Origin of the sequence: Bacillus sp. FSL M7-0003, assembly GCF_038628485.1 — a bacterium.
In the GTDB taxonomy this organism is placed as follows: Bacteria; Bacillota; Bacilli; order Bacillales; family Bacillaceae; genus Bacillus; species Bacillus safensis.
On the sequence record NZ_CP152024.1, the window covers coordinates 2,737,529 to 2,750,860 of the forward strand.

A 13,332-nucleotide genomic window follows, 5' to 3' on the forward strand; every position below is an offset into this window, starting at 1 on the left:
AATTGTTACGTTTTATATTTATATTCTACTCCCTCTTTTACAACTTGTCAAAAAACAAGCTTTCTTAGTCAGGAAGAATAATCTAAAAATGGTGGAGAATAATAAGCATCATGAAAAAGAGAAGCGATAAGAAAGGCGGAGAAAAAATTGACTGATCTCGTTTTAGCTAGAAGCCTGTTCGGCACAACTATGGGCTTTCATATTATTTATGCCTCGCTTGGCGTTGGCATCCCGCTAATGATTTTGTTAGCTGAACTCATCTTTCAAAAAACGAAGGACCCGCATTATGCCATCATGGCCAAGCGGTGGACAAAAGCACAGGCTGTTCTGTTAGGGGTCGCCATTCCAACAGGTACTATTGCTGGTACGCAGCTTGCCCTTTTATGGCCAGGTTTTATGGAGGTCATCGGAAAGGTCATGTCACTGCCATTCCAGATTGAAATCTATGCGTTCTTTATAGAAGCATTATTTATGTCTATTTATGTGTACGCAGCGGATCGCCTATCAAATGCAATGCGCATCATTACGGTTATTTTTATCGTCATTGGTGCAGCTGCATCAGCGATTCTAATTACAAACGTACATGCTTTTGAAGGGACACCTGCCGGCTTTCAGATGGTGAATGGAGAAATCACAAATATCGAGCCTTGGAAGGCCTTTTTCAATCCAAGCTTTGCTGTAACTGCTACACATGTTGTGCTGTCTGCTTTTACAACAGGTGCTTTTGTGATTGCTTCAGTTGCAGCTTTTAAAATGCTCAAAACGAGAAAAAATGAGAAACTCTATACATTTCATCGAAAAGCCCTTTTTCTTGGACTCATTGTCGGAGGACTTTTCTCTTTTCTAACAGCCTTAAATGGCCACGAATCCGCTCAGCTTCTGTATGAATATCAGCCTGAAAAGCTGGCTGGAGCTGAAGGTTTATTTGAAACGCAATCACATGCGCCTCTTGCAATAGGTGGTTTTACGGATGCTGATTCGCAGGAAATTAAAGGTGCGATCGAAATTCCTTGGGCGCTCAGTTTTCTGGCAGGAAATAGCTTCGATACAGTGGTCAAAGGCTTAAATGATTTTCCTCGTGACGAGTGGCCGCCTTTATTTATACACACATTATTTAACGGCATGGTCATTATTGGATCGGTGCTCATTCTATTTGCGGTATTAGCGCTGCTTTACCGTAAAATTTTAAAACGGGACAAATTTCCGAAGTGGCTCCTTTTTCTTTACTTATTCGGCGGGCCTCTTAGTCTTTTAGCTATTGAATTTGGCTGGATCTTTGCTTGTACAGGCCGCCAGCCATGGGTCATTTATCGAATGCTCAAAACCTCAGAGGTTGTCACATCATCAGGCTCGATCGGGACACTTTTTATCCTTTTTGCCATTGTCTATCTCATCTTAGGCATAGCAACCGTTATTGTGCTGACGTACTACTTTAGAAAACATTCGATTGAAGAAGACCTACGGTTAACAGAATCTTAAAAAGGGAGCGATCTTGATGCAAATGGATGTTACAACTGATGCGCTCATTGCAATCACCATCTTATGGGGATTCGTTTTTATCTATGCAGTGATGGCATCAATGGATTTCGGCGCAGGATTTTGGTCGATGATTTATATGAATAGAGAACAAACAAAGGCCGCTAATATCGCAAATAAGTACCTTTCTCCGACATGGGAAGTGACAAATGTCTTTATTGTCGCCATCGTTGTCGCATTGTTCAGCCTGTTTCCAGGTGCGACCTTTGTACTTGGTACCGTTTTATTAATACCCGGCAGCATCATATTATTGCTTCTTGCACTGCGAAGCGGGTTTCTCGTGTTTTCTCATTCACTGCCTAAGAAATATCGAAAAGCGGTGACGTATATTTCAGGGATCAGCGGCTTTATCATTCCGTCCATCCTGATCATGGTTCTCCCAATCACCCATGGTGGCTTTATCTTTCAGGAGAACAACGTCTACTCATTAGATCTAGGACTGGTCTTTACAAGTGCAAATGTTTATTCTTTTGTCGGCTTTGCCATCTTCAGCACCCTTTTTCTTTCGTCCTTGCTTTTAGCTGATTTCTCTAATGTAGCTAATGAAGATGAAGCTTACAGCATTTATAGAAGAGGGGCGCTCATTACAGGTCCACTTTCACTCATGATGGCCTTTTTTATCATGCTGACATTACGAAGCGAGGCCAATTGGCTGTTCACAAAAATGATGCAGAACATTCCTATTCTTCTTGTATCTCTCCTAATGTTTCTGCTCGCAGGACTGGCTCTATTTTTACCAAACAGCCGGTTTAAGCATCGGAAAGGGAGACCACGCCTTGCCGTCATTGCGATTACCATTCAATATTTCTTAGCAAGCTATGTATATGGGCGTGCCCATTTGCCTTACATGGCTTATCCAGATATTACAATCATGTCTGGATTTACAGACCCTGTCACATTTAGGGCATTATTTATCACCTATATTGTAGGGTTTATCATCTTGTTTCCCGGATTTTATTTCTTCTGGAAATTATTTATGAAGGATAAGCGCTATATTCGTCAGGAAGATTAACATGAATGGACGAGCTTCATTTCGGTTACATTATAGATGAAAGACATACTCAAAAGGAGGTCATCTGTATGAGTCAAAAAATCCTTTGTGAAGTCAATAACTGTTCCTATTGGAATGCTGGAAACCGCTGTGGTGCAGATGCAATCTATGTCGTCAGCCACACAGGAAATACGGCTGAGAAAAGTGAAGAAACGGATTGTAAAACGTTTAAACCACAAGACCTTTAAGTCTCATTAAAGGAGGCGCTTCAATTTGAAACACGATCGGCTGCTTCAAACGTTTTTTGACGAAATTCATGACGCGGATGAAGCCGCATTCCACCAAGCCGCTCACTCCTTTTTAAATCTTTGGGATTATGAATATGGACATGCATCAAACATGCCAAGTGAAATTCATCAGTATATCGGACAGCTTGCTTATGACAGCGAGCTGGTTGAAGAGTAAGAAAGAGCGGATCACCGCTCTTTCTTTTTTGTTCAGACAGGAAGGAAAAACTTTCTCTCACTATATCTAGATTCTATTTGGGATGCAAAAGGTGATTCCTTCGTTTTTATCTCACATAATCATGTTTTGTAAACACGTCGATTTTATCTGAAAACGAACGGAGCGCTTGGTAATCAACCTCCACGCCCATTCCTGGGGAGCGAGGCACCTCAATAAACCCATTTTCAACCTTAATTTCAGGAAAAATGATATCCTGCTCCCAAAATTTTGACGAAGCTGAAATATCACCGGGAATCGTAAATTGAGGAAGCGAAGCAAGTGCTACGTTCTGCGCTCGGGAAATACCTGTTTCAATCATCCCTCCGCACCATAACGGAATTTGATGCTCCTTACTGAACGTATGAATTTTAAGAGCCTCTGTCAATCCGCCAACTCGTGAAGGCTTCACATTAATAATTTGACAACTGCCAAGCTCTACAGCTTTTCTAGCATCATCTAATGAACAAATACTTTCATCTAAACAAATCGGCGTTTTTAAATGCTTTTGCAAATGGCGGTGGTCCACAATATCATCTGCTGCTAAAGGCTGTTCAATCATTAATAAACGAATATCGTCGAGCTGCTTAAGCTTGCTGATATCTTTTAATTCATAAGCAGAGTTTGCATCTGCCATTAATGGCAGATCAGGAAAAGACTCTCTGATCTTTTGAAGAAGTCCAATATCTTGTCCTGGTTTAATTTTCACCTTCACCCGCTGATATCCTTGGTCAACAAATTGCTGAATTTGCTCAAGCATATCGTCAATAGGGCCTAACCCCGCCACAACGCCAGATGGTATTTTATCTTTTGTACCGCCTAATACATCGCGTAAAGACTTATTCTCACGCTTCGCATAAATATCCCAAACAGCCGCTTCAATGCCTGCTTTCGCCATCCTATTGCCTTTAAAATGATACAGACTGTCAGGGATTTCTGAAGGATGTGTAAAGGTGCGCGTCAGCACGTTCGGGATAAAGAAAGCTCTCAGCATATGATAGCAAGTCTCAATTGTTTCTTCTGTATACCACGGAGAAGAAAAGGCAGAGACTTCTCCCCATCCAGTCAATCCTGTCTGATCTTTGACTTCAACAATAATAAACTCACGCTCTGAAATGGTTCCAAGACTTGTTGTAAATGGCTGTTTAAGCTTCATCGTGACATGATATAAAATTACTCGTTCAATTTGAATCATTTGAAAACCCCTTTGATCTGAGTCTGTGCCTTTGCAATTTATTCGACGCATTTCTTGGCAGCTCGTCCACAAAGTGAAAAGCGGCGGGCCATTTATATTTGGCTAAATGCGACTCACATAAAGCATAGAGCTCATTCTCCGGTATCTTACCATCTGTTACAAGGAAAGCAGCAGGTACCTCTCCCCATCTATCATCATACATACCCGTTACTCCGGCTTCCTTGACATGCGGATGTGTTAGCAGAACCGCTTCAATTTCCGCAGGATAAATATTTTCTCCGCCAGAAATAATTAAATCTGAACGGCGGTCAAGCACAAATAAGAACCCTTCCTCATCCACATAGCCAATATCACCCGTTTTCAGCCAGCCCTCATCAAAGGCAGCCGCGGTCGCTTCTTCACGGTAAAGGTAACCTTTCATCACATTTGCACCTTTCACCATAATTTCGCCATGCTCAAAAGGACGGCAAATGCGATCTCCATCTTGAATTTTCAGCTCACACCCAAAAAGAGGTTTTCCCGCTGACCCAATCTTCTCTACACTAAATTCGGGCGCAAGGGTCACAATTTGTGAACAGGTTTCCGTCATCCCGTACGATTGAAAGACAGGAAAGCCCTTCTCTTTGCTTTCTTGAAGCATCGCATAAGGCGCAGGTCCTCCCCCTAATAAAAGACAGCGCAAAGAAGACGGACATTCTGCCAATCTGCTTAACAAACGAGATAACATCGTCTGCACAACAGAAATCATCGTTACACGATGCCGTTCAATAGAATCCTTTACTTCATCGACGTCAAACTTCTGATGAAGCACGACTGTCATTCCATATATCACAGACTTAAATAAAGCAGATAAGCCGCTAATATGAAAAAGAGGCAGGGCAATGAGCCAGCGGTCATCCTCTCTGAGACCCAGATTCAGTGCAGAGGAAACAGCACTATGAAAATGATTACCAAACGTTTGCTCTACCCCTTTTGGACGTCCTGTTGTCCCAGATGTATACATGATGGTCGCTGTTTCATTCAAATCAAATTCACTCTCGATCTTGTTGACATGGCCTTGCCCTGGTTCAGGTAAAGTTTCCATTGTATAAACGGGTAAATCACCCTCATGATCGCTTGCATAACTAGATTCTGTTAATAACGCCGCGGCTTTTGCATCTTTTAGCTGATAGCGCCTTTCAGCTTTTGTCAGCTTATTATTCAATAGCACAATTTTTAACCCTAATAAAAAACAGGCATGTACAAGCATCACCATTTGAGGATGATTGTTCATCAAAAGCGCAACCGTTTCCCCTTTTTTCAATGATGCCTGAGCAAGTCTATTTGAAAGCTCTTCCGCTTCTTGAGCTAATTCGTGAAATGTCCACTCTTTCTCTTGATAAATGAGTGCGACTCGATCTGGCGTTAAATAGGCACGGTGCAGCAGCCAATTAGGTTGCTTCATCATGACACCTCCTTTTTGTAAAAGAAAACAGCTTAGTCTGATGCACTAAGCTGTTGTTCATTGATATCATTGAATCAAGGGAAACGCGGGAACTGGCCGAAGTCCGGCTTGCGTTTTTCCTTAAAGGAATCGCGTCCTTCTTTTGCTTCATCTGTTGTGTAATAAAGAAGTGTCGCATCTCCTGCAAATTGCTGAATTCCAGCTAATCCATCCGTATCTGCGTTAAATGCAGCCTTCAAGAATCGTAAAGCAGTCGGGCTCTTTTCTAGCATCTCCTCACACCACTTCACCGTTTCTTCTTCAAGCTGATCTAATGGCACAACTGTGTTAACAAGTCCCATATCAAGCGCTTCTTGTGCATTGTATTGACGGCATAAGTACCAGATTTCTCTTGCTTTCTTATGACCAACAATACGTGCAAGGTAACCTGAACCATAACCAGCATCAAAGCTGCCTACTTTTGGACCTGTTTGTCCAAAAATTGCATTATCTGCTGCAATTGTCAGGTCACACACAACGTGAAGAACGTGGCCTCCGCCAATCGCGTAACCTGCTACCATTGCGATAACTGGTTTTGGAATGACACGAATCAAACGCTGCAAGTCTAATACATTTAGACGTGGAATTTGATCGTCTCCTACATAACCGCCATGGCCGCGAACTTTTTGGTCTCCACCAGAACAGAATGCTTTTCCGCCAGCACCTGCAAGTACGATCACACCAACTTCTGAATTATCACGAGCCCGTGAAAATGCATCAATTAATTCACTAACAGTCTTCGGGGTAAACGCGTTATGTACGTGCGGACGATTAATCGTAATCTTTGCGATCCCATTGTACGTTTCATATAAAATTTCGTCATACTGACGCTCAGTTTGCCATTCAATAGCCATCAATATTTCCTCCTCTAATCTTGCGCTAAAATAAACTCACTTACTATTTTACCAAAAAAATGTGGTTGTTCCACATGAACTGTATGCCCAGCATGCTCAGCCACTATAAATTGACTTCCTTTCAGCTCCTGCTGCATACGTTTGCCGATATGGCAGAACTTTTCATCAAGCGTTCCGCAAATGAACAAAGCAGGCAAATGAATATGCTTTAACGCCTTCCAAACAGACGGCTGTGAACCTGTTCCAATTCCTTCTAAGCTGCGAGCCAGTCCAAGAGGATTGGCTTTTAGTCTTCCCTCTCTCAGCTCAGTCTGCCTTTCCGCTGATAAAGTTTTCTGCGACGCAAACAAAGGAATGCTTTCCCAAAAATCCACAAACTTCACTAAGCCTTCATGTCTAATCTTTTGAGCAAGCTGATGATCATGCTTTAGTCTTGACATCCGCTCTTTAAAAGTGCGAAGCCCAGGAGATGTACTCTCAAGAATCAATTTATTGACACGATCTGGATAACGAGCGGCAAATGATAAAGCAATACGTCCTCCCATAGAATATCCGAGAATATTCACTTTGTGAAGCTTTAATTGGTTTAAAATCTCTACAAGATCTGTCAGCTGCTGAGACATGGCATATCTTCTCACACTTTCTGGCGAGTCCGTACGCCCATGTCCAAGCAAGCTGACCTGAATCAGTCTTGTATTCTTCAAATAAGCATTCAAGAACGTCCAAGACGCTGCACTTCCAGTGAAGCCGTGTAAGCATAATGTGGCATTTGCTGCCGAAGGGTTCTGGTCCACCACTTCGTACGCTACCCCATCACGCATTCTTATGATGAGCGAAGGCATTCTTTTTTCACTTCTTCCAATATGTCATCCATCATTTGACGGTGCTTGTCTACACGGGAATGACGATCTGTTTCAATTTCAATTAAATGAAGCCCAGGTTCATCGATATGCGCCATGTACACATCATGTAACTCTTGTTTCGTTGCCGGTTTCGAATAGGTTCCCCCATATAACTTCGATGCATACTCAAAATTCAGTCCTGTCGGCGTACCGAAGAGCTTTTCATAATAAGGTTTATCAGACGCCTGCGGAAGGAAAGAAAAGATACCTCCCCCATCATTGTTTATCAAAACAACTGTCAGCGGAATGTCCATCAGCTTAGCTGCAAGCAGACCGTTCATATCATGGTAAAATGATAAATCTCCAATGACTAAAGTGACTGGCTGCTTCAATGCTGCATACGTGCCAAGTGCTGTGGACACAACGCCGTCAATGCCATTTGCTCCGCGATTCGCCATCATTCGAAAAGGCTTGGACTGAGTTTCAAAAAATGTATCTACATCACGAATCGGCATACTATTTCCGATAAAAAGGACACTCTCCTTTGGCAAGAGGTGCTGAAGCTGACGGTACACATTCCCTTCAAAGGACAAATCCTCATCTGAATAGCGGGCTGCATGCGTTCTGAATGAAGAATTAGCATTCTGCCAGCAGTTTAAGAAACTTGTCTCTTTACGTTGTACTGCTTGATTTAATGCTGCTTCTACAAAAGCAGAGACAGTACTTTCAATGACGTATGAAGCACTTAACCCAGGATCACGAAAACCTCCGGCTGCATCTACAACAATCTGCTTCACTTCCGCATGTTTTTCCAGCCACTTGAATAAGGGCTTAGATACAGGCATCGGTCCAAAACGAATGACCATATCCGGCAATAGGTGCTGCTGTAATGCTTCATCTTTTAATAAAGAATCATACGCATCGATGATCAGATCTTCATTTTCATGCCCGTTGCGCAAAAGAGAAAGCGGGTCAGCTAAAATAGGTAAATGCAGGGCTTTTGAAAGGCGTAAAACTGCCTCTTTTTCTTCCTGTGTATGAAGTTCACCGGCCACAATCAGTCCCTTTTTGGATTGGTTTATGACGGTTACGATTTCAGACATCACTCGATCATTTGGGAAAGCCTGACCTGATGCTAATACCTTTTTCGTGTCTGATTCTTCTCGCGCGAAAGGGTCAATAGACAGATCAGGAAGCAATGGTTCTCTCAGAGGTACATTGATCTGAACAGGCCCCTTTGGCTCCTGCATCGACATGTGATTTGCTCTCGCAGCTGCTGTCTGAACATAACGCAGCATCGTTTGACTTTCCTCTGGCAATGCTAAGTCTGTGAACCATTTAACAAACTTACCGAATAAGAATTGCTGATCAATCGCTTGAGGTGCCCCCACTTCCCTCAATTCGTGCGGCCGATCAGCAGTTAAAACAATAAGAGGTACACGAGAATAATGCGCCTCTACAATGGCTGGATAAAAGTTAGCAGCTGCTGTACCTGATGTACAAATAAGTAGCACTGGTGATTGACTTGCTTTTGCAAGACCAAGCGCATAAAAAGCAGCAGACCGTTCGTCCACTAAAACATGGACATGGATGTCTTGATGAGCAAGGGCCAGCATCGCAAGCGGAGTTGAACGAGAACCAGGACAGACAACTGCCTCTTTCACACCACCTTGGACGAATTCATCCATCAATCTGCCTATATATGTTGTCATGATGTGATTATTCAATAGGATGACCTCCAAGAGCAGACAGCATTGGTCTTAACTTCACTTGTGTTTCCTCATACTCCTGCTTTGCAAGGGAATCCTCTACAATTCCGCAGCCAGCGAACAAACGAACACGATCTTCCTCAATAAGACCTGACCGAATGGCTACAGCAAACTCTCCATTATCCTGAGAATCAATCCAGCCTACCGGCGCTGCATACCAGCCGCGCTTAAGCGGTTCGATTTCACGAATCACTTCAACCGCCTTTTCCTTAGGATATCCGCCTAATGCCGGCGTCGGATGAAGCTGCTCAATTAATGAAAAGAGGGAACAGCTGCTTTTGATTTCTCCCACAATCGGTGTAAACAAATGCTGAATGTTTTTCGTTTTATAAAGACTTGGTTGATTTGGTTTATGCACATGAAGGCAATTCGCTTTAAATGCCTGCTCAATCATATTGACGACAATTTGATGTTCAATCAAATTCTTCTCATCATGCAGCAGTTCCTCGCCTAATGCGTGATCCTCCGCTTCATCTTTTCCGCGAACAATGGAACCTGCTAAACAGGATGAAAAGACCTCTCCACCGCTTTTTTTCACTAAGCGTTCCGGCGTGGCTCCGACAAATGCTTGTCTTCCCTGTTCAACCGCAAATACATAACTCGTTGTTTGGTGCTTTAATAATTCTGCTAATAGTGGAGCAAGTTCAATTTGATTTTTATAGTGAAGCAAGACTTCTCTTGCTAAAACAACCTTTTCATATTCGTTTGCACGAATGTGGTCTGTCGCTGCTTGGATCGCCTTCATCCACTCGTTCACATCCAGCTCTTCCATTTGAACAAGTTCAGCTTGTCCACCAGTCCGTACTGGCAATGCCTCGAAACGGGAGGCTTTTTGTTCTAATTCTTGAATAAGCTGATGAACATTCCCGTCCACCTGCTTCCACTCATTGATCGTAAGAAAACTGCCTTCTTTTGAGACAGTCAGCATGATCGACGGCACAAAAAAATGAGCCTCGCCAAATGCTTCCCAATGACGCGCCTTCTCTTCGTGCGGATCAAACGAGAATCCTCCAAATAAAAGCGGACCAACAGCCGCTTGCTTTAACTCCTTCTCATCATGAAAATGGAACATGTGCTGCTTTAGCTGTTCCCATTCTTGATGGACTATATCGAATAGTTCCTTGCCTTGCTCAGATGATTTAATGACGGCCGCTCTGCCAAGTCCAGAAAATATCATTTGGCTTTCTGGATCAGACCAAAAAAACCGCTCGCCTAAAAAATCCGCTTCTCCGCTTTGGAAAAAGGCAAGAGGATCCAGATCGTCAACTCTTCTGGAGTAGCTTATCAAAACAGCATGGTTGACGTTATTCGCTTCTTCTAATGTCGCGAGCGCTTCCTGCCGGAAAGTACTTTGCACTGTTGTCACCATGATACATTCCTCCAAAATCCATGAAATAACATAAAAAATAAAACCATAACAAAAAAATACATGAACATTCGAATATGTCGAATGACCTGCTTTTCTATTATAAACCTTAACAGATGAACTTAGTAAAGAAAACAGCTTTTAAAACCTCGAATCCTTATTATATCACGCTTTCAAGATTTTTTCGCTCCTGCTTATTGAAACGAGAGCATCAAAGATAAAATGGCAGGACCTGTTCTAAAATCAAGCTTTTCTTCGATATGGCAACGATTAGCAAACATCTTTTTCCCGATTCATCGCATCAATATATTGACACCTTTTTGAACTTTGCTAAACTGGAATTTGGACGTGTACGTATTTTTTTATTTAAAGGAGTATATTTTATGCAGCATCAATCGATATCAGATCAGCTTTCACCAATAAAGCCTGATAAAAACTGGCGAATTTGGTGGAATTTACTACGACCGCATACACTAACAGCGGCATTTATTCCCGTTACTTTAGGAACTGTTTTAGCACTTCCAAGTGGTCAAATACATGTTGGGCTATTTTTAGCCATGCTGTTTGCATCTATGTTTATCCAAATCGCAACAAACATGTTTAATGAGTACTTTGATTATGTTCGCGGGCTTGACAACGAGAAATCTGTCGGCATCGGCGGAGCCATTGTAAGAAACGGTGTGAAGCCAAAGACAGTCCTCAGCCTCGCTTATGCACTATTTGCGCTTTCTTTATTACTTGGGGTATATATTTGCATGATGTCTAGCTGGTGGATTGCACTAATAGGACTTATTTGTATGGCAGCAGGCTATTTCTATACTGGCGGCCCTGTACCAATTGCATATACACCGTTTGGAGAACTTGTTTCAGGTGCTTTTATGGGATTAGGAATCATCCTGATTAGTTTCTATATCCAAACAGGCACACTGACGTCTAAAGCGGTTCTCATCTCACTACCAATTTCTATTTTAGTTGGTGCCATCTTACTATCGAACAATATCCGTGATTTAGACGGGGATAAGGAAAATGGACGAAGAACACTTGCCATTCTTGCTGGACGCAAAGCTGCAGTGAACATTTTACTTTCCATGTTTTTGGTATCATATGTCCTCATTTTTGTTTATATCTTCACAGATATCGTCGGTCTTTGGAGTCTTCTTGTTTTACTGAGTGTGCCAAAAGCCTATACAGCCATTAAAGAGTTTAAGCAAAAAGAAAAACCGATTGAATTAATGAATGCCATGAAATCTACAGCTCAAACCAATACATTTTTTGGTTTTCTGCTGACGATCGCTTTAATCATACAATACTATATCGCGTAACAAAGAACGCCTGCAGCCGCAGGCGTTTTTTTAATAAGGAATTGCTTCAAATTGGAACTAGTCTTACATACAAAATTGCTCATACTAACAATATGTTTGATATGAAAGGATGATCGCTTTGTTGTCTAAAGACGAATTACATCATTTGAAGCAGCGCCTTCTTGATGAAAAGAAAGAACTTGAAGCCAAAAGCCATGACGATGAACAGAAAGTATCCTTTCCTTACGATTCGATCGGTGAATTGTCTGCCTATGATAACCACCCGGGTGATCAAGGGACAGAGCTGTTCGAGCGGGGGAAAGATATTGCTTTAAACAGCTTGGAACATGAACATATGTTAGACATCAATGAAGCACTCCAAGCCATTGCAGACGGCTCTTATGGTCTGTGCAAGGTCTGTAAAGCCCCTATTCCAAAGGAACGCTTAGAAGCCTTGCCTACTGCCGTCACATGCACAGAGCATTCAAAAGAACAGACCGTTTCACAAAACCGTCCGATTGAAGAGGATTTATTAAGTCCGCCCGCGGGACAATTTGAAAATGAAGAAAGTGCTGCGTACGATGGAGAGGATGCCTACCAAGACGTAGAACGCTACGGAAACTCTGAGACCCCGTCTGATATGGAATTCCCTCCTCTAACATACGATGATGTATATACACAATCAGAAGATGAAGATTATGTGGAGGACTACGAAGGATTCGCAGCTGCTGATATTGAAGGAAAAGCAAGCAAGGTGTATCCGACCAAAGCACACGAGGCCTATGAAGAAGCACTAGACGAAGAAGGTGTCATGACGGTATTTGGTGACTTGAAACCGTACGAGGAAGAACCTTATACAGAAGAAAATCATTAGTCCCCTCATATTGGGGGCTTTATGTTTATATCATGTAATTATTGGGAAATCATTTTAAGAGTGAATTTGATTGGAGGAGATTCTTGATGGCTAGAAAAAGTATCATTTGGGCGATTGTTGTCTTCTTTATTACATACGCACTATTCTCTATTGCCGGATTCTTGTTCCCCATCGACAGAGAATGGTATGACGCATTGAATAAACCAGAATGGACGCCTGGTGGCGGTGTGATTGGTGCTGTGTGGGCTGTCTTATTTGCACTCATCTCATTGTCCGCAGCGATCATTTATGGAAAATATGGATTCCAAAAAATCACTTTACCATTTTGGATTCTTTTCCTTTTAAATTATGTTTTCAATCAAGCCTTTAGCTTTTTTCAATTTACACAAAAGGATTTGTTTGTAGCTACAATCGACTGCCTTCTCGTCGCACTGACAGCACTTGCACTTGTCATCGTCTCACGTAAACTAAGCAAAGTCGTTCCAATTTTACTGATTCCTTATGTCTTATGGGGCTTCTTTGCCACATACTTGTCTTATACGATCTATTCCATGAATATGTAAAAAAAAGACCGCCATGATGCGGTCTTTCGTTTTGGAGAAAATAAAAAAGAGATCTTT

Annotated in this window: 13 protein-coding genes; 7 read left to right on the forward strand and 6 right to left on the reverse strand. The window is 42.2% G+C overall.

Translation table 11 applies throughout. The annotated features are described in order from the left end of the window. The first annotated feature begins 147 nt into the window (after positions 1-147). The 4 genes from MHI23_RS14025 (at position 148) to MHI23_RS14040 (ending at position 2,992) form a co-directional block, all read left to right on the forward strand. On the forward strand, positions 148-1,479 hold the full coding sequence (locus MHI23_RS14025; protein WP_024425783.1) for a cytochrome ubiquinol oxidase subunit I: 1,332 nt from the start codon (positions 148-150) through the stop codon (positions 1,477-1,479). A gap of 22 nt (positions 1,480-1,501) precedes the next feature. After that, positions 1,502-2,548, forward strand: coding sequence for a cytochrome d ubiquinol oxidase subunit II (locus MHI23_RS14030; RefSeq protein ID WP_169510868.1), 1,047 nt, complete (start codon positions 1,502-1,504; stop codon positions 2,546-2,548). A gap of 68 nt (positions 2,549-2,616) precedes the next feature. Beyond that, positions 2,617-2,775: a DUF1540 domain-containing protein gene (locus MHI23_RS14035; RefSeq protein ID WP_008360682.1), complete on the forward strand. Its 159-nt coding sequence runs from the start codon at positions 2,617-2,619 to the stop codon at positions 2,773-2,775. 25 nt (positions 2,776-2,800) lie between these two features. Further along, positions 2,801-2,992, forward strand: a complete 192-nt coding sequence (locus tag MHI23_RS14040; protein ID WP_024424934.1) for a hypothetical protein — start codon at positions 2,801-2,803, stop codon at positions 2,990-2,992. A gap of 106 nt (positions 2,993-3,098) precedes the next feature. Here the strand turns inward: MHI23_RS14040 and menC are convergent, their stop codons facing one another. The 6 genes from menC to MHI23_RS14070 all read right to left on the reverse strand — a co-directional run bounded on the left by menC (position 3,099) and on the right by MHI23_RS14070 (position 10,540). After that, positions 3,099-4,223, reverse strand: coding sequence for an o-succinylbenzoate synthase (menC, locus tag MHI23_RS14045; protein ID WP_342492022.1), 1,125 nt, complete (start codon positions 4,221-4,223; stop codon positions 3,099-3,101). Next, on the reverse strand, positions 4,210-5,670 hold the full coding sequence (locus MHI23_RS14050) for an o-succinylbenzoate--CoA ligase (protein WP_342492023.1): 1,461 nt from the start codon (positions 5,668-5,670) through the stop codon (positions 4,210-4,212). Before MHI23_RS14050 ends, menC begins: the two co-directional genes overlap by 14 nt. Positions 5,671-5,741: 71 nt before the next feature. After that, positions 5,742-6,560, reverse strand: coding sequence for a 1,4-dihydroxy-2-naphthoyl-CoA synthase (menB, locus tag MHI23_RS14055; RefSeq protein WP_024424937.1), 819 nt, complete (start codon positions 6,558-6,560; stop codon positions 5,742-5,744). A gap of 14 nt (positions 6,561-6,574) precedes the next feature. Next, entirely contained in the window at positions 6,575-7,402 is an 828-nt protein-coding gene (menH, locus tag MHI23_RS14060) for a 2-succinyl-6-hydroxy-2,4-cyclohexadiene-1-carboxylate synthase (RefSeq protein ID WP_024425779.1), read from the reverse strand. Further along, a complete protein-coding gene (gene menD, locus MHI23_RS14065; RefSeq protein ID WP_024425778.1) occupies positions 7,384-9,129 on the reverse strand; it encodes a 2-succinyl-5-enolpyruvyl-6-hydroxy-3-cyclohexene-1-carboxylic-acid synthase in 1,746 nt (581 codons plus the stop codon). Before menD ends, menH begins: the two co-directional genes overlap by 19 nt. Next, the gene (locus tag MHI23_RS14070) at positions 9,122-10,540 is read right to left on the reverse strand and encodes an isochorismate synthase (RefSeq protein ID WP_342492024.1); all 1,419 of its coding nucleotides are present in this window, start codon (positions 10,538-10,540) and stop codon (positions 9,122-9,124) included. The genes menD and MHI23_RS14070 overlap by 8 nt, the downstream gene beginning before the upstream one ends. Before the next feature lie 380 nt (positions 10,541-10,920). Between MHI23_RS14070 and MHI23_RS14075 the strand changes: the two genes are divergently transcribed. The 3 genes from MHI23_RS14075 to MHI23_RS14085 all read left to right on the forward strand — a co-directional run bounded on the left by MHI23_RS14075 (position 10,921) and on the right by MHI23_RS14085 (position 13,275). After that, on the forward strand, positions 10,921-11,859 hold the full coding sequence (locus tag MHI23_RS14075; protein WP_025093657.1) for a 1,4-dihydroxy-2-naphthoate polyprenyltransferase: 939 nt from the start codon (positions 10,921-10,923) through the stop codon (positions 11,857-11,859). Between the two features lie 118 nt (positions 11,860-11,977). Continuing rightward, positions 11,978-12,712 (forward strand): TraR/DksA C4-type zinc finger protein, encoded by a 735-nt coding sequence (locus MHI23_RS14080; RefSeq protein WP_024425775.1) that lies wholly within the window; start codon positions 11,978-11,980, stop codon positions 12,710-12,712. Between the two features lie 86 nt (positions 12,713-12,798). Beyond that, complete coding sequence (locus tag MHI23_RS14085) at positions 12,799-13,275, forward strand: tryptophan-rich sensory protein (RefSeq protein ID WP_024424942.1); 477 nt, start codon at positions 12,799-12,801, stop codon at positions 13,273-13,275. Positions 13,276-13,332: the final 57 nt, after the last annotated feature.